The sequence below is a fragment of the Flavobacterium silvisoli genome (genome assembly GCF_004329815.1).
Classification (GTDB): Bacteria; Bacteroidota; Bacteroidia; order Flavobacteriales; family Flavobacteriaceae; genus Flavobacterium; species Flavobacterium silvisoli.
In genome coordinates this window covers 28,491-46,253 of the sequence record NZ_SJPE01000005.1, presented here as the reverse complement: position 1 = coordinate 46,253, position 17,763 = coordinate 28,491, and the positions used below count along the sequence as shown (strand labels likewise).

General features: G+C 41.2%; 16 protein-coding genes. 4 read left to right on the top strand and 12 right to left on the bottom strand.

All coding sequences use genetic code 11. The features are described from left to right. Position 1: 1 nt before the first annotated feature. Positions 2-391, bottom strand: a complete 390-nt coding sequence (locus EZL74_RS05785; protein ID WP_131475654.1) for a hypothetical protein — start codon at positions 389-391, stop codon at positions 2-4. A 439-nt stretch (positions 392-830) separates the two neighbouring features. Between EZL74_RS05785 and EZL74_RS05780 the strand changes: the two genes are divergently transcribed. Then, on the top strand, positions 831-3,383 hold the full coding sequence (locus EZL74_RS05780) for an Ig-like domain-containing protein (RefSeq protein ID WP_131475653.1): 2,553 nt from the start codon (positions 831-833) through the stop codon (positions 3,381-3,383). Between the two features lie 54 nt (positions 3,384-3,437). Here EZL74_RS05780 and EZL74_RS05775 read toward each other — a convergent pair whose 3' ends face one another. From EZL74_RS05775 to EZL74_RS05765, 3 genes are all read right to left on the bottom strand, one after another. Beyond that, positions 3,438-4,463 carry a hypothetical protein gene (locus EZL74_RS05775; protein WP_131475652.1) on the bottom strand — a complete coding sequence of 342 codons (1,026 nt, stop codon included), beginning with the start codon at positions 4,461-4,463 and terminating at the stop codon, positions 3,438-3,440. A 106-nt stretch (positions 4,464-4,569) separates the two neighbouring features. Continuing rightward, entirely contained in the window at positions 4,570-5,013 is a 444-nt protein-coding gene (locus tag EZL74_RS05770; protein ID WP_131475651.1) for an SHOCT domain-containing protein, read from the bottom strand. A 78-nt stretch (positions 5,014-5,091) separates the two neighbouring features. Beyond that, on the bottom strand, positions 5,092-5,799 hold the full coding sequence (locus tag EZL74_RS05765; protein WP_131475650.1) for a DNA alkylation repair protein: 708 nt from the start codon (positions 5,797-5,799) through the stop codon (positions 5,092-5,094). Positions 5,800-6,234: 435 nt separating this feature from the next. Between EZL74_RS05765 and EZL74_RS05760 the strand changes: the two genes are divergently transcribed. From EZL74_RS05760 to EZL74_RS05750, 3 genes are all read left to right on the top strand, one after another. After that, positions 6,235-8,346, top strand: coding sequence for an ATP-binding protein (locus EZL74_RS05760; protein WP_131475649.1), 2,112 nt, complete (start codon positions 6,235-6,237; stop codon positions 8,344-8,346). Between the two features lie 68 nt (positions 8,347-8,414). Continuing rightward, positions 8,415-9,245: a 4,5-DOPA-extradiol-dioxygenase gene (gene ygiD, locus EZL74_RS05755; protein WP_131475648.1), complete on the top strand. Its 831-nt coding sequence runs from the start codon at positions 8,415-8,417 to the stop codon at positions 9,243-9,245. A gap of 50 nt (positions 9,246-9,295) precedes the next feature. Further along, positions 9,296-10,396 carry a VIT1/CCC1 transporter family protein gene (locus EZL74_RS05750; protein WP_131475647.1) on the top strand — a complete coding sequence of 367 codons (1,101 nt, stop codon included), beginning with the start codon at positions 9,296-9,298 and terminating at the stop codon, positions 10,394-10,396. Positions 10,397-10,622: 226 nt separating this feature from the next. Here EZL74_RS05750 and EZL74_RS05745 read toward each other — a convergent pair whose 3' ends face one another. The 8 genes from EZL74_RS05745 to EZL74_RS05710 all read right to left on the bottom strand — a co-directional run bounded on the left by EZL74_RS05745 (position 10,623) and on the right by EZL74_RS05710 (position 17,763). Further along, positions 10,623-11,375: a maleate cis-trans isomerase family protein gene (locus tag EZL74_RS05745; RefSeq protein WP_131475646.1), complete on the bottom strand. Its 753-nt coding sequence runs from the start codon at positions 11,373-11,375 to the stop codon at positions 10,623-10,625. Positions 11,376-11,538: 163 nt separating this feature from the next. After that, positions 11,539-12,453 carry a fumarylacetoacetate hydrolase family protein gene (locus tag EZL74_RS05740; protein ID WP_131475645.1) on the bottom strand — a complete coding sequence of 305 codons (915 nt, stop codon included), beginning with the start codon at positions 12,451-12,453 and terminating at the stop codon, positions 11,539-11,541. A 46-nt stretch (positions 12,454-12,499) separates the two neighbouring features. Then, positions 12,500-13,609 (bottom strand): cupin domain-containing protein, encoded by a 1,110-nt coding sequence (locus tag EZL74_RS05735; RefSeq protein ID WP_131475644.1) that lies wholly within the window; start codon positions 13,607-13,609, stop codon positions 12,500-12,502. A gap of 118 nt (positions 13,610-13,727) precedes the next feature. Next, positions 13,728-14,273: a hypothetical protein gene (locus EZL74_RS05730; protein WP_193553752.1), complete on the bottom strand. Its 546-nt coding sequence runs from the start codon at positions 14,271-14,273 to the stop codon at positions 13,728-13,730. 42 nt (positions 14,274-14,315) lie between these two features. Next, the gene (locus tag EZL74_RS05725; protein WP_131475643.1) at positions 14,316-15,296 is read right to left on the bottom strand and encodes a carbon-nitrogen hydrolase family protein; all 981 of its coding nucleotides are present in this window, start codon (positions 15,294-15,296) and stop codon (positions 14,316-14,318) included. A gap of 5 nt (positions 15,297-15,301) precedes the next feature. Then, entirely contained in the window at positions 15,302-15,655 is a 354-nt protein-coding gene (locus EZL74_RS05720; protein ID WP_131475642.1) for a WG repeat-containing protein, read from the bottom strand. After that, on the bottom strand, positions 15,652-16,074 hold the full coding sequence (locus EZL74_RS05715) for an acyl-CoA thioesterase (protein WP_131475641.1): 423 nt from the start codon (positions 16,072-16,074) through the stop codon (positions 15,652-15,654). Before EZL74_RS05715 ends, EZL74_RS05720 begins: the two co-directional genes overlap by 4 nt. A 108-nt stretch (positions 16,075-16,182) precedes the next feature. After that, positions 16,183-17,763: an FMN-binding glutamate synthase family protein gene (locus EZL74_RS05710; protein ID WP_131475640.1), complete on the bottom strand. Its 1,581-nt coding sequence runs from the start codon at positions 17,761-17,763 to the stop codon at positions 16,183-16,185.

The following is a 17,763-nucleotide window of genomic DNA, read 5'->3' as shown; positions in this document are numbered from 1 at the left end:
CTTAATTAGTCTTTTTAGAATTACTTGGCAAATGTTTCAAGTAGGTTTCTCTGCTGACAGGTAGGTCATTTTTTATGTAAAAGATTTCGGGTGCAATTTTTTCGTTCGTCGGAAACGGTAATTTAGAAAATACTTTACTTGATGTACCGGCTATGACAAAAAGTACTCTCTTTTCGTTTTCGAACAGTAATTCTCCACTAGCGTTTAATTCTTTGTAGTTGCCGTAATCTACATAAATGATATCCCCTTCTTTGGCTAAGCGATACGCTGCTGTCAGGGTTAGTTTAGGAGTATCGGGCGTAAGACCGTCGTTACCATCATTACCAATAGATCGAGTGTACAAATCGCCCTTCAAACAGTTGTCATTAACATAAAAATTAACTGCGTTCATATCGCTACAAATAAATACAAGAAGACCTATCAGCGTATGCTTGCTTGCTATAGCCTTGATTGTCTTTGTTTTCAGAATATAAATCATGAAATTAAATGTTAATAAAAACTTAATTCAAATGTAATAAATTGAATAATAAATTTCAAAATGAATTAAGAGTTTTGTTAAAAAACATTTAAGTTTTTTATTTTTTTATTGATTTTTTATTTGTTTTTTAATGAAATAAGCATAAATGTGTAGGTTTTGTGTATGAATAATAAGTAGTCAAACAGGTAGTCGGCGAAGTGTTCATAACTAGGGTTGAATTGTTAATAAGTGTCGTTTTTGTGTCGTTTGTAGAGTTTTTCGGTTAAATATCGACTTACTTGTGTAAAGTGTTGATATGAAGGTAGCTTTGCAGAGTAGTTTTTACCCAAATCTATAATTAAAATTAAAAGATATGAAAAAAGCATTACTTTTATTATTGACTACTTTAGCTTATTCAGTTACAGCTTCAGCGCAATGTACCATAACCGGAGCTACCGTTAATTCAAGTACTTTAACTTGTACATCATTGGCCTCTTGTACGACTATTTATCTTGGCGACGGAACCAACAGCACTGTCTTGAACATTAATGCTAATTTGGATTTGACTTGTTTGGGGGCCATCCAGTTTATTATCAGAAACAACGCCAATATTGATTTCTCCAATGGAAATTATGATTTGTCATTTGCGGCCAATTCTTCTATAATCGTTGAACCGGGAGGAAATTTAAGCGCAGGTACCAACTGTAGTGCTTCAGATTTGATAAAAATAGGAAGCGTAAAAGTAGCTTCATGTAATGGTAGCGGCGGTGGAGTTTTAATGGATTTTCCGGCTTTGGTTTCCGGAGGAGGATACAACACAGTAAATACTACCGTTTCAACTATATGTGGTTCTGGGACAGCTACTATTACAGCTGTTAAAAATCCTACACCAACAGCTTCAACAGTTTATAAATGGTATACTGTAGCCACATCAGGAAGCCCTTTCTTAACTACTACGGTTAGTTCTAGTCCTTATTCTACTACTTACACTACGCCAGTGTTATCTGCCAATACTACATATTATGTTGAGGCTACTACCGGATCAACGACTACACCAAGAAAAGCCGTAACAGTTACTGTAACTCCGACACCTACTTCTCCTAGTTTAACTCCGGTGAATCCCACTTGTAGTGTTTCTACAGGGTCTATCACTGTCACTGCACCAACAGGAGCAGGATATACATACAGTATAGATGGTTCAACCTACACAAATTCGACAGGTAGTTTTACATCCGTTGCTGCCGGTACTTATAATGTTACAGTAAAAAATAGTGCAGGATGTGTGTCTTCTGCTAGCAATATAACATTGAGCGTTCCTACTAATACATGGAATGGTACTTCATGGTCAACCGGAACACCGCCTACAAGTGCTCAAAAAATTGTTTTTGCCGGTGATTATGCTTCTTCATCTGATGTGACCGGTTGTTCTTGTCATGTTACTTCAGGAACTGTGGTTTTTACTACGGGTACTACCTTGAGTGTTGTTAATGAAGTAAAAGTTACCGGAGGATCATTGTCTTTTGATGATACAGCCAGTTTAGTACAAACTAATGACGCTGCTGTTAACTCGGGTAATATTACATACAGAAGAGAAACGTCTCCACTTAAATTATATGACTATACATATTGGTCTTCACCGGTGGCTAACGCTACTTTGAGTCAATTAGCTACTAATTCGTTGTGTTTTTCATTCAGTCCAAGCATCAATAACTGGGTGTACCAAGCCAACTCAACTACTATGACTCCGGGTGTTGGTTATATAGGAAGAACTCCGGATCCTCTATTGTCTGCTACATTGAAAACAAATTTTGTTGGAGTACCTAATAATGGAGTAGTTAATGTACCTATTGTTAAAAGTGCAGGAACTTACAACCTTATCGGAAATCCTTACCCGTCAGCTATCGATGTTGATTTGTTTTTGACTGATGCTGCCAATTCAGGAGTTGTTAACGGAACCGTATATTTTTGGACACACAATACCAGCATTACCAATAATAACTACACCATTAATGATTATGCCAAATACAATTTTACAGGTAGTGTGAGAACTTCAACAGCAGCCCTCTCCGGAGGTGTTCTGCCAACCGGAAAAATCGGAGCCGGTCAAGGGTTTTTCATCGAAGCCAATTCGGCTAAGGCTAACGGAACCTATACAGCTTCATTCAAAAATTCAATGCGTGTGGCAGGAAACAATGCTCAATTCTTCAGAAACAGTAACAGTGCAGCCACTTCTTCTGTTTCAGGTAGCCTTGAAAGACACAGATTATGGTTGTCACTAACCGATGCACAAGGAGCTTACAACCAAATGTTGTTGGGCTATGTTGAAGGAGCTACCAATGATTTTGATGCTATGTTTGATGGTAAAACCATGCCGGTAGGAAATCCTGTAGCTATTTATACTAAAGTAGGAGAGTACGATTTATCAATTCAAGGAAGAAGCTTACCTTTTTCAGAAAACGAGGTAATTCCAGTAGGATACAGTTCAACTACTAACGGAACGCTTACACTTTCTTTGGATAATTTAGACGGTTTATTCGAAACTCAAAACGTGTACTTGTTAGACAAAGTAACCGGTATTTATCACGATATTAAAGCAGGCCCGGTTGATTTCAACACTGCCAGTGGTACCTTTGACGATCGCTTTGAACTTCATTTTACCAACAGCGCCTTAGGTACTGTAACTCCGGATTACAATGCAGCAGTTATTGTTGTAGCCAACCAAAACCAATTGACAGTGCTTTGCGATGCTATGCCAATTGCCAAAGTAGAAGTATTTGATATTTTAGGAAAACAAATCTTATCTCAGAAAGGCTTAAACACTAATCATTTCCAATCCGGAAACTTGTTAGTGGGAACACAGGCTCTTTTGGTGAAAATAACATTGGATAACGATGTAACAATAATCAAAAAAACGTTGATGAACTAACATTAACCCTGTTATCATTATCAACCAACCATCACTTTATGTGGTGGTTTTTTTTTATGAATTATTTGAAACTGTCAGATATCTTTCCAGTTGTTCCTTAATTATATATAAGGGAGAAGCCAAGGCATTGACATATTGAAAATTCCCATCTCTTTTGTTTTCAATGGAAAGTTGAATGGGACAGGCTTCACTTTGAATGGCATTTACCTTAAATCGCTTAGTTTGCTCATCATAAAAAACATAAGGCGCCCCCGAGGAACCAAATCGGAAATATCCCTTTATTAAATACCGCAACCCTTCAAAAGTATAGTTGCCCCCAATAGCATCCTGAAAGAAACTAAAATGATCGGTGTACCCTTCTATTTGTGCTTTGTTAAGCAGCTTACCGATTTCACTGGTAGGGGAACTTTGCAAACAGTAATACCGTTCCTGGTTGTCATTCAAAACAGAAAAATCAACTTCAAGATAAGGCATTGCCTGAATTATTTCAGCAGGTGTATTTATAATTTTATACAAAGCGATATCTTCACTGTAGAATGCTTCTTTCAACTCTAATTCGAGCAAAAAAGTATGCCTGTTGATGCCCGGTTCTTCAAAATACCTTTCCGTGCCAAAATGCTTTGTCAAAGTTTCGTCATTGTAAAACTGATTGTTTTTAAATTGAATAATTAAATGGGGCTTGGCCATGTTTTTATCCATCAATGTTATCCAACGAGTGTCAAAATGGATTTGCCTCAAAATATCAACGGCTAACTGATAATCAGCAGGGTTGGAGCTGTTCCAATATCTTTTGTTTGTAGTGGTATCTAAAACAAAACAAGTCTCAAAAAATTGTGCCTGAACCGAATTCAACCGGGGTAAAACTGCGGTTTCGAAAAGTGATTGTTCGATCGATTTAAATGCTTTGGCTTCGGTTCTCAAATTATGTGCTACTGTGAGAATCAATCCGTTTCCGATGTGGAATGCACAAATGTTGTTTTCAAAATGACGACGATGAGGTTCGTCTGGGTTTTGTATCCACATGATTCTGAACAACGGAGAGGTTTGTTCATGGGTCAGTTCCAATTGTTGTTGCAGCATATTCTTTTTTTTAGCTAAAGTAACAAAAGTTTAACCACAGACAGGATATTTACCAAAACAAAAGAGGCGCAATCAGTGCGCCTCTTCGTATAGGATTGGAACGATTTTATTGTCCCAGCATTTTTCTTTTTTGTTGTTCAAATTCTTCCGTTGTGATAACGCCGGCGTCCATCAGGTCTTTGAGCTTTTTCAACTCATCAGCCAAACTGTTTCCTGTTACTGCTGAAGTTGGAGTCTGGTTTTGAGCCATTTCACGTTGTTGATTTTTGATGTCGGTTTTCCCTTTTTCAATACCTTCTTTGATTTGTTTCACTTCCGCTTTGGTAAACCCATTAGCGGCCATCATCGTGCCCCCGGCAAATATAGTTATTGAAGAAAAGCCCACCAGTGGGGTGTCTATTTCTACCGAAGCAATATGATCGTAGTCGAAATGCTTGGTTTCTCCACTGAAAAGTCCCGGAATCTTGATGGTTACTCCAGTAGGTTCCAAATAAATCTCGGCCGGAAACAGTTTATTGCCCGAAGAAAGGCGCGATGCAACAAATTTCATAAGGTTTTGTTTTAATTTTTAACGGGGCAAAGATAAGTATAAACCAACTCATTTTGCAACAACCCATTACAGAAGTCGTTAGCATTTGAGTTTCTTTTTCTTTCGGCCAACGATGCCTTTGTCAATTGCTTTCTGGATGTAATCCGAAGCAAGAGGGACTTTACAGGCAGTGCCATTCATATCAGCGCGAACTGTTCCTATACTATCTGCAACGGCTTTGGCCTCTTCATTTAAAGCTACAATGTATGTGCCAACGGCTATGATAAAACTGTTCATGGCTTGTTTTTCAGAGTTTCGAGCTGAGTGAATTTCCGCCCCTGCGCGGTGTAGTAATTTTTTATAGACAACGAGATCTAATTCGACATCCTCTTTCAGGGCTGCCATACCGCTTAATGTAGCCCAGCCTGCCACGGCTATGTGTTCTTCTTTGGCCTCAATCCATTGCAGAGCCAATTCAAAACCTAAGGAGCTTCCGGCTGCTACCCACGGCAGGGTATAAGTGCTAATGTTGGTAGATATAGCCTGTTGTGCCCAAGTCTGTAAATCTTTCCGGGTCATTTTATCGTCATCGGATATCAATCCGGCCAGGTACATGGCGTCGGCATTACCTGTAGCGTACAGTTGCAGTGCCAGCGCGTGATCTTTTTTTATTTTCTTTTCAAGGGCTTTCAGGTATTCAATTTTTACTCCGAAAAAGGGCTCTTTTACTCCGTGTTTCAGGAATATTTTTTTGATGTTGTCACTGCCTTTGACTTCAAGTTCAGTCATGATTTCGGCTACAGTCATAATGTTTTGTTTTTAAACAAGGTTGTTTTTGAAGTTAAAAGTATAAAAAAAACGCTGATTTAGATTGGTATTCGTTTTGCGAAGTAGCGGTTTTAGATAAACGGTTCGTGTTCCTGCTGCACAGGTAAGGTTTATCTCCCGAAATAGGTTGAAAGGTCAGATTTAAGGTATGGTTTTTTCTTTATTTTTATTTTTTTGCCGATAAAATCTTTTCTTTTTTTTAATCGGATCAGGCCTTGGTTTGATAGGTTTTTTTGGGCAGTAATACTTGTTTTTTTTAGGTATAGCGATAAAAATCATTCCGTTCAAAATAAGCTCTTATTGACAGCTCAGGTAGGTTGTTTTCGAGAGGAAAAGTATGGTATTAACATAATGTAAATACAGTTTATAAAGTTTTTTTATTACTTTCATTCCCCCGAAATCTAAAAACAACCGATGGTAGTTAAAAAAACATATCCCAAAATAGTACTGTTGATTTTTTCCTCCAGTATTATTTTTATACTGCTCTATGCTTCATTGTATTATTACAATTTGAAAGTACAGGAACAAGTATACGCTGATTCTACCCAACAATTCCAAAGCCAGATTGCCCAGTTGCTTGAACTGAATGCGAGGCCTCCAGCGGTATATATAAACAACGATACCAATTGGGATGAGTTTGGAGCATTCATACGAAAAAGAGACACCGTTTGGTACAATCAAATTATTGCCAAAGAGCTCGGAATATACAAGGCGGATTATATGGTGGCTTACGATGCCCAAAAGCAGTTTGTTACCCATACCCTCACTCCAAAAATCAACTCTAAACTGCGCATACCACCACAAGCCATGACGGCGTTGAATCGCAAAGGCTTGAGTCATTTTTACATGCAAACCCCTTACGGTACAGCTGAAGTTTTTGGAGCTTCAGTACACCCGTCATTTGATTTACACAAAGATAAGACTCCTCCCGGTGGTTATTTCTTTGTAGTACGTTTGTTGGATGCCGCCTATTTGAATACCCTCCAAAAGTTGACCGGAGCTAAGATTGCTTTGCAAAACCAGTGTAAGCCTGTTGATGAAAACACAAACATCATCACGGCTCAGATTATTCTAAATAATTATGACAATACCGTCAGCGGTTGTTTGCAGTTTCAGCGCAATTTTGAGGTGTATTTTGAGAATACTACAACCATATTATACCTAATTATTTTTACCTTTTTTGTCAATCTGATGCTTAGTTTGATGCTTACCCGTAATTGGGTTTATTATCCGCTTCATTTGATTCGCAATGTATTGGAGACCGGTGATAAAAAATCGATTACAGCACTCAAGAATACCACGGGTGAATTCAGAGATATAGGTAACCTTTTTGAGGAAAATAACGAGCAGAAAAAAGAATTGGTTGATGCCAAGATAAAAGCAGAGGAAAGCGATCAGTTGAAATCATCCTTTTTGGCCAACCTCTCTCACGAAATCAGAACGCCGATGAATGCCATCAATGGGTTCACGGATTTGTTGATGACTACCGATCCGCCGCAACAGGAAAGAGAGGAATATTTAAAAATCATCGACAAAAGCGGTAAAAATTTGGTGTCAATTATTGACGATTTGATTGAGATGTCGAAAATTGATTCCAATCAGGTGACTCCTAACTATTCAAGCATCAATCTGGAAGCCTGTATTCATGAATTGTACGAAACTATTAAAATTACCATACCGAAAACCAAAAAAGTAATGTTGTGTATCAATGAAACGGCTACATTGCCCCAACGCAACATCGTTACCGACGAAACCAAACTCAAGCAAATACTTACCAATTTGGTTACCAACGGTATCAAATATACCGAAAACGGAACGGTAAGTTTTGGGTATACATTGAATGAAGAGAAACAGGAGTTGCAGTTCCGCATAGAGGATACCGGTTTAGGGATTTCTGAAGAAAATCAGAAGTATATTTTTGACCGTTTTAAACGAGTTGATACCGATTTAGCCATACGTGAAGGCGGGTTAGGACTGGGATTGGCCATAACCAAAGCTTATGTCGAAATATTGAAAGGAACCATAACTCTGAATTCTATCCCGGGTAAAGGTTCGGTATTTTCCTTTACCATTCCGTTGCAATACGACCGCATGCCGGTTTTACCGCAAGAGCCGGTCAAATTAGTCCGCGAGATTCATACCGAAAGTACCGCTACAGTACTTGTTGCTGAAGATGATAACATCAACTTCCTCCTGTTACAAAAAATACTGAAGTTGCAAAATTTCAACATCATCAGGGCTTTAAACGGTCAGGAAGCGGTAACCATTTGCCTCGAGGATCCTACGGTAAGTTTGGTGTTGATGGATATTAAAATGCCGGTTATGAACGGGTTTCAGGCTCTTGAAATCATTCATTCGTTTCGTCCCGGGCTACCTGTAATTGCTCAAACGGCCTATGCTTCCAAAGAAGACGAAGAGCGTATTTTCTCGGCCGGATTTACCAATTATATCACTAAGCCGTTGGATAAAGAAAAACTATTTGTTTTATTGAAGAAATACCTAGGGAACGGTAACGCTGTCGTTTAAAATACAGGAAATAAAGTCGGTTGTCATTGAAAAAAGTTTAACTTTATCCTAATTATAAACACCCAATAATGACAACGTTAAACGACTTGCACTACATTGCTCAAACGTTTCCCAACACAGACAAGATGCCTGTGTTTTTCTTTGGTCACGGCAGTCCGATGAATGCCATAGAAGAAAATCAGTTTGTGCAAGGGTTTCGCAACAGTGTAAAAGACCTGCAAAAGCCAACAGCTATAGTCTGTATATCCGCACACTGGTTCACCCGCGGGACAAAAGTTACGGCTATGTCTATGCCGAGAACTATTCACGATTTCGGTGGTTTCCCTAAAGAGTTGTTTGCCGTGCTGTATCCGGCACCGGGGAGTCCGCTTTTGGCTCAGGAAACCCAACAATTATTGCAACCTGTTTCGGTAACACTCGATGAGGAATGGGGGCTCGACCACGGCACTTGGTCGGTTGTTAAGCATTTGTATCCGTTGGCGGATGTTCCGGTTATTCAGTTGAGCATTGATTATACTCAACCGGCAGAGTTTCATTTTGGTTTGGGTAAACAGCTTCAGGCACTGCGCAATAAGGGAGTGTTGATTATTGGTAGCGGTAATATAGTTCACAACCTGCGTTTGGTTGATTTTCATAATTTTAACAAGGAAGATTACGGATACGATTGGGCCTTGGAAGCTCGTGAAACCATAAACAGTTATCTGTTGCAGGGAGATTACCAACCTTTGTTGGATTATGACCGACAGGGGAAAGCCTTTAATCTGGCCATCCCTTCGCCTGATCATTACCTGCCTTTACTTTATACGTTAGGACTGCAACAAAAAGGAGAAAACCTGAGTTTGTTTAACGATAAAATGGTAGCCGGCAGTCTCAGCATGACTTCGGTAAAAGTAGCTTAAAACTTACAATTTAAAATCAGATAAGTACCTAAAAATAATAATCCAAGCTTATGATTAATCTAAAAAATATCCAGACCGAAGTTGATGCCAGTTACTTATATAAAGTGTTGGGCGACCATGAAGAGGATGAGAATGTGGCTCGTGTATTCCACCAAATGAGTGAGATAGAACACCAACATGCTATTGCTTTTTTGGCCAAATACGGCAAAGACAGCTCACATTTGCCTCCTCCTTCGGGCAGGGCCAAGACGTTACATTTCATAGGTAAAATTTTGGGGTATGATTATATACTGGGCGTTTTGTTAGACACCGAAAAAAGCATTTCTTCTTCAGTGCTCAGTGCCCGTAAAAAGACGAATACTGCCGAATCATTATCGGATACGGCACATGTCACCATTTTAAAAAATATCCTCAATAACGATAAAAAAGTGTCGGGGCCCAACTTGGCGCGTTTTGAAAAACGCCACCGCTCTGTGGGTGGAAATGCCCTGCGAGCCGCGGTTTTAGGCGGTAATGACGGGTTGGTGTCCAATTTCAGTTTGGTGATGGGAATAGCCGGAGCTACCAGCGGTCAGGAAGAAGTATTATTAGCCGGAATGGCCGGATTACTAGCCGGAGCGCTTTCTATGGCTTTGGGCGAATGGATATCGGTGAAGAGTTCATTGGAATTGTATGAAAACCAAATGCAGTTGGAGATGGAGGAACTGGAAACCAATCCGGAAGGCGAAGAAAAAGAGTTGGCTTTGATATACATGGCCAAAGGCATACCCGAAGATCAGGCTCGTGTAATGGCTGCCGATATCATAAAAAATAAAGACCATGCCCACGAGGTCTTAATCAAAGAAGAATTAGGTATTAACCCGGAAGATTTAAAAGGTTCGGCTATGGAAGCCGCCCTGACTTCTTTTTTCCTTTTTGCCATTGGTGCCATTATACCGGTGTTTCCGTTTTTCTTTTGGGGAGGCATGGAGGCCGTTATAATCAGTACTGTATTGAGTGCCGGAGGTTTGTTTCTGATAGGGGCTGCCATTACGTTATTTACCGGGAAAAGCGTTTGGTATTCCGGCATGCGCCAAGTCTTGTTTGGGTTAATGGCAGCCGCGATTACTTTCGGAATCGGAAAACTGATTGGGGTTTCGGTTATGGGATAAAAAAAAGGAGGTTCGCTTGAACCTCCTCATTAAACATCATGATTTTGATTTATCATTATTAACTTGTACCGTTTTTGTACATCCAACTATTGAATTTTCTTTTTGAGAATCTTCAAGTAATTAATCAAAATCACACACAAATTTACAATTAAATTTGACGTATTGTGCTTGTAATTAATGCTTTAACGATTAATTAACGCGTTAGTATTTCAAATCTTACAGCATGTTAGTAATCACCGTTGAGCAATTCTCCTCCAATAGTTGATTTGGCCTCAATGCCCAATTTCTTCATCATTTCGTAGGTCGTGCACACCGCCGCCGAAGTCACCGGAATGCCGCTTTCTTTTTGTATCAAATCAATGGCTTCCAACGAAGGCATTTGCACACAGGCCGAAGCCACAATCACATCCACACCGGTCAAATCCAAACGTTTGTAAATCGCCAATAAATTCATCGGGTTTTGCGCAGCCACTTCCAAATTATCCGGAATTTCCAACGCTATACTGTCCACCACCTCAAAACCCTGATGCTCAATATAATCCACAACCAAGTCGGTCAGCGGACGCATATAGGGCGTAATAATCGATACTTTTTTTGCGCCCAATACTTTCAATCCGTTAATCAAAGCACCGGCCGAAGTTACAATCGGAGTAGGGAAGTCGTTGGCCACCGTTTCCTGATGCAAATTCACTTCCGACACACAATGATAGCCGCGTCCCATACTCATAATCGCTACCAAACAAGCGTAGCCCATCACATCTACATGCGCATCCGACAATTCCTCGGCACACTTCAAACTCATGGCATCCATGGCCTCCAATTCTTCTTTGGTCACTTTTTTCATCCGCATGCGACTGCTGTGAAACGTAAAACGCTCCGGCAATATCGTTTCTCGGGCCCTGAAAATGGCCGGTATTTCGGTTTCCATCGTCACGTTCGACGACGGAACTATTTGTCCTATTCTATATTTTTTGTTCATTTTGTTTCAAGTTTCAAGTAGTTAGCGGTGAGTTTAACTTTTTGGGCGTTACCCGCCTTTGGCGGGTTGGGCTTTCCGTTACAATCTTTTTAAAATGCCCCGGGTTAAAACCCATGGCAATTTAAAAAGGATTTCCACTGCAATCCCCAACGCAGTAAGTCATTTATTTAGAAATCTCCTTTACCGTATTCACGAGGGTTCCTATGCCTTCCACTGTGGCTTCCACCACATCGCCGTCGTACAACCATTCCTGGGGGTCACGACCGGCACCGACACCCGCGGGTGTTCCGGTAGCGATGATGTCTCCGGGTTCTAAGGTAAACACCGTGCTCAAGTCTTCAATCAAGTCGTTGATGTTGAACAACATGAATTTGGTGTTGGAGTTTTGCTTTTCTACACCGTTCACTTTCAGCGATAAATTCAGGTTGTGCGGGTTTTCAATTTCGTCTTTGGTCACTAAAATCGGTCCCATAGGTGCAAAAGTGTCTTGTCCTTTCGATACAATCCATTGGCCTTCTCTGCGGCAATCGCGTGCCGAAATATCGTTAATCACCGTATAGCCAAACACATAATCCAAGGCCTCCGCTTTAGGAACGTACTTGCCGTGTTGGCCTATGACCACTGCCAATTCCACTTCCCAATCCAGTTGCGAAGTGAGTTTGGTGTTTTTAATAATCTCAGTATTCGTTCCGGTTACAGTGGTAGGCGGTTTGGAAAAAATAATCGGTTTTTGCGGTAATTTACCGGTGGTATCTAAAGTCCGGGCACTCTCGGCTACGTGTTCGGTGTAATTCAACCCAATCCCAATGATGTTTTTTCTCGGTTTTTGAATCGGGGCGAGTAGGGTTACTTCATCCATAGCATAAGCAATTTCGTTGAAGTAGTTTTCGGGAGTATCGGCCACCATTTCGTTTAATTCCTCTATAATTTCAATGCCCATGTCAATCAAATCGAGCATATCAGACGGCAAGGGAAAATTGGAAATCTCACCAAAGTCTTCCATATCGATGACTTGGTTGTTGTGAAGAAAGCCCAATCGGGGTTCGGTGTCTTTGGTAATGTAGGTTAGTAGTTTCATTTGTTTTAAAGTTGCAGAGTAGCAAAGTCTCTGATGGGTCTGTTTGTTAAATTAATTGATGTCCGTTGTTTTCAGTATAGTCTCTGCCTTGAAATAAGCCCAAGCCTTCAATTACCGGCAGGTCGTTGAAGTTGAATAAACAGGCGTCTTCGGTGTCTGAAGAATTGTGGTGTTCGTGCCACGCCCATGACGGTACGCAAAAAATATCGCGTTCCTTCCAGTCAAAACGTTGTCCGTTGATGATGGTGTAGCCGCTCCCTTTGGCACATTGGTACACAAAAGACCCTGTGTGTTTGTGCGCTTTCCCTTTGAAACCGGCCGGTAGTAATTGCATCGCAGCGCCCATCGTTTGCATCACATGACCGCCGGTAAGCGGATTGGAGTACTGCATCAATATCCCGTCAAACGGATCCGGATGGTTTACGATTTGAGCGTCTAAAAGAGCAGGGTACACTTTACTCCACGAATATTTGAATAGAGGCGAATACGGTTTGTCCCAAGTTTTGTCGGCCGGAATTAAACCCGCACAACTGTAACTCAACGGCAAATGATTGATGGGTTTTACTAAGGGCTGTTTGCCATCGTATACCGCATAATCATTGGCTTCTAAAGCATTTACGAGTGGTATATCCAGTCCGTCCTGCCAAATGCAGGTTTGTCCGTCGGGTTCTACCCCGTGTTCGTGCCAAGCGGAGTTGGGTGTGATGACAAAGTCGTTGACTTCTAACATGATTTTATTTCCATCCACCACGGTGTAGCCTTTAGAGCCTTCCATAATAAAGCGTAAAGCTGAGGCGCGATGGCGGTGTGCCGAAGTACTTTCGCCCGGGCGGGTGACTTGAATTCCGGTGTACAACCAACCCACAGCGGCCGAAACGTCTTTGCGTTTGTCGTTAACCAAATACACCACACGGCGTCCCGCTTGTTCCGGAGTTACGAGTTCGGAAGATTTTAAGACCAAACTGCGTAAGTCGTCGTATTTCCACAACATGGGTATCGAGTTGGTTCGGGGTTCCCAGGGTTCGATATCGTTGGCCACCTTCCAAAGTGCGCCCGCTCCCAAAGTTTCTAATTCTTTATAATAAGCTTCGAGTTCGGGGGTATCTTGTACTCGGGCACGGCCGATGACGTCATCTGAGTAGTTGTTGGTTTCCATAGGTTGTTTTTATTTAACCCTGTTAGGGTTTCAAACCCTAACAGGGTTTTATTCGATGATTAAATTGGTTATATCTTCTAAGTTTTGTTTTGAGTTGTGAATTTCTACAAAATTACTTTTACTCCCAAAAAAAATCAATAACATCATTCCGTTTTAGTTTAGTTGTTTTATCTGAAAGTATTGTGTCATATGACGACCAAGGATAAAGATTTAAATGTTGTGTAAATCCATGGTGTACGGGATTGTTGTGAATATAAAAAATCAGCTTTTGTAAATAAGCATCAGAAGTAACTTTTTTTCTTTCAAACGTGGTTTCGAATAAACTTCCGGTGCGATTAAATTTTTTATTTATGGCTTGGGTATAAGCATTGAATAAGTGGGAAAATTGTCTTGATGGCGAAATGACTTTAGGCAGTTTAACTGTTGAGAACTCCATTTTTTCTATATCAACTTCATGATTAAGTTTGATATAAACTAAAATATGAAAGTGATTTTTAAGTAAACACCAGGCAAATGTATCCGCTACCGGTGAAATATATTTATCATAAAGTCTCAGAAAGTAATTATAACTTTCTGTATCAAAGAAAACATCACAGCCATTATTTCCACGGTTGTAAATGTGGTAATAGCATCCTTGTTCGATAGTTTCTTTTTTTTCTGACATTATTTTTCTTTAATTATAACCCTAACAGGGTTTTAAACCCTGTTAGGGTTTATTAAACTCTTCGTGGTTGTCTACAAAGGTAATCTTTCTGGTCGGAGCGGTATTTACCCTTAAATCAAAAATATCAAAGCGGTTGTAATGCCCAAGAATGTCGTGCATTTGTTTCGGTTGGATGCATTTTTCTAAATCAATATCCGCGTATGCAATTCCTTCATCGTCAATTAACGGTGTACCAATCACCGCACCGTTCGGACCGATAAATCCGGAGAAGGCCGAACTTTTGCGCGATAACAATTCGTCTACATTGGGCACATCCGCACGCAAGGCATCTTTGATTTCCTGCGAAATGGTGGAACAAGAAACAATCGTAAACAATTTGCCTTCAAAGGAATGCGCCGCAGCACGAATCTTAATGGCTTCGGCCATGTCATAATCGGGTGGGGCTACGGGCAGGGAAATGTAATTGGCGATGTGTACCAATTCGCCTTGCGATAACAGCGTAAATCTGGCTAAGGTATTGGTGTTTTCGCCACAAGCCAAGGTGCCGACGGGACCTACTTCGGTATCATACACTTTCAAGGATGAACCATCGCCGGAGGTCCACGTGAGCTTTTCGGCCCAGGTTGGGACTAGTTTGCGGTGTTTGCCAATGAGTTTTCCGTGGTTATCAATGATGAGGTTGGTGTTGTAAATTTCGCCATAGCTTGTTCCTCTCTCATTGATGCCGATAACGATATGCATGTTATGGTCTTTGGCAGCTTGGTACAGCGGTTGCATCGCCGCATCGTCTACGGCAACGGAGTTTTTATACAATTGCTCATACCATTTGCTCCCCTGTACCGGTGTCATAATCCAGTTCCAGTACGGGTAACCGGCTACGAAGACTTCGGGAAAAGCGATGAGTTGTGCCCCGTTTTCGCTAGCTTCTTTGACAAAAGCAATCGCTTTGGCTATTGTTTTTTCTACGTTGAGAAAAACAGGTGCCGTTTGTACGGTGGCGGCTTTGAATTTTTTGAAGGTCATGACGTTTATTTTTTGGTAAGCATGGTTAGCTGTTGGGTGGCTTCTTCTTTTTTCCAGTAAATGGCTTTTACCGCTTCTTGTCCGTTTTCATCGATGAACCCGTAGGCACCGGCCACATTTTTGATCAGGGCGTACTTTTTATTTTTGTGAGTTTCGAATGGGTAAATTTTTAAATAGATTGCCGGCACCACTTCTTTACCTTCTTTGTTGATAAAGCCATACGTTCCGGTGATGTTTTGCACTAAAGCCCAATCAGTTTTGTATTCGCCATAATTGAAAACCTTTTTATAATGGTTTTTTTCCTGAGCCATTCCGTTGAGCGAAACAGAGAGCAATAAGAGTAATAAGTACTTTTTCATAATGTATAATTAGCGATTTTTGATTTTATTTCTTCCGAAAAAGGTTCTGATTTTATATTGTGTCTGTCGGCTGCAATGGCAACATTAACTAAGGTTACTTCGCCTTCCAAACAAGTGTTGCCTTGTTCGTCTTCAAAGCGGAAACCACAATGTACAGAGGATCCTCCCAGTTTGATGACCCAGAGTTTTTTGGTGAGGATTTCCCCAATGCGGGCGGCTTTTTTGAATTGCACTTTCAAATCGACGGTTGGAATGCCATTGGTTTCATGGATTTTGGAGAAAGGTCGGTCAAGTGCTTCTTCAAACCAGTCTTCAACCAAGTCGTTGAGCATTTCGAGGAAACGCGGATAAAAAACGATACCGGCGTAATCAACATGTTTGAAACGGATTTTTTCTTGTTTAGTAAAATAGTTGTTCATTAATATTTTTGTTTTTGTGCCTGACAACCAGCGGTTGTCCTTCTTTTAACTTTAAATAGCCCCGATGGGAGCAAGCTACCGTGTAGCACGGACAGCGGGAACCAGCTCCTAAAAACTTTCAGCCGTTGCTTTCTTCCAAAAATACAAATATTCCTTAGGAACGGTATTTTCGTGTAAGAGGCAACCCGTTTCGATTTCGGGATAGGTTTCGTAATAGGTTTCAATTTTGGTGCCGCTGATGCGGGCGCTGACTACTGATCTGTCGACATCATCCGGATGTTTGAGTCCGGCCGAGGCCATGAGTTCCATAGCACTTTTCACGGTTTCGTGTTGGAAACGCGCCACGCGGATGCTTTTTTCTTCGGGTACCAGACCTTTGGTCAATCGCGGGTCTTGGGTGGCTACTCCGGTCGGGCAGGTGTTTTTGTGGCATTCCAACGCCTGGATGCAACCTAAGGCGAACATCATACCACGGGCTGAATTGCAGAGGTCGGCACCGATTGATAAGCATTTGATAATATCGAAACCGGTGATGACTTTGCCGCTGGCGATGATTTTGATTTCGTTTTTGATGCCGAAACCGTTGAGGCTGTCGTATACAAAAGCTAAGGCTTCGCGCAGGGGCATGCCCACATGATCGGAGTATTCCTGAGGAGCCGCCCCGGTACCGCCTTCGCCACCGTCTACGGTAATGAAGTCGAAATACGTTTGTGTGGCCACCATGGCTTTACAAATGGCTAAGAACTCAGATTTATTCCCAATACAGATTTTCATACCGATGGGTTTTCCGCCCGAACCTTTACGCAATAGTTTGATGAATTCCATCAGTTCCAATGGCGTTTTGAAAGCGGAATGGGTGGGAGGGGATATGATATCGTGTCCTTTGTCAACCAAACGAATAGTGGCAATTTCGTCGGTTACTTTTTCTTTGGGTAAGATACCGCCGTGTCCGGGTTTGGCACCTTGGGAGAATTTGATTTCAATCATTTTCACATTGTCCAAGGTGGCTCTTTTGACAAATTCCTCATAAGAGAATTTCCCGTCTTTGCCACGGCAGCTGAAGTAACCGGTTCCGATGTTCCACACTACATCGCCACCGCGTAAATGGTAAGGCGATAAGCCGCCTTCTCCGGTATTGTGATAAAAGCCGCCCTGTTTGGCACCGTCATTCAACGCTATGATGGCATTTTTACTCAAAGAGCCATAACTCATGGCACTGATGTTGAACAAACTGGCCTCGTATGGTTTTTCGCATTGCGAGGAACCGATTTTTATCCTTGGATTGGCATCAACCTCTGCAAACGGAATGGCTTTGATGCTGTGGTTGATCCACTTGTAGCCCGGTTCGTAAACGTTGAGTTGGGTACCAAAAGGCATGGTGTCAATTTCCTTTTTACTGCGTTGGTATACCAAACTGCGCTGCAAACGGTTGAACGGCTTGCCGTCGGTATCACTTTCAATAAAATACTGTCGGGCTCCCGGTCCCAAAGCTTCTAATAAGTAGCGCATTCTGCCCAACAAGGGAAAGTTCCTGCGAATGGTTCTTTTGGATTGGAACATGTCGAAAAACCCCATCAGGATTAGCGGAATAAATATTAACCCTAAGAAACTAAACTTCCAGTTGACATAGGTTAGTAGTCCCATGATAGACAGTGTAGTAATCGCAAAAACTAAAAATGCTTTTCTCAT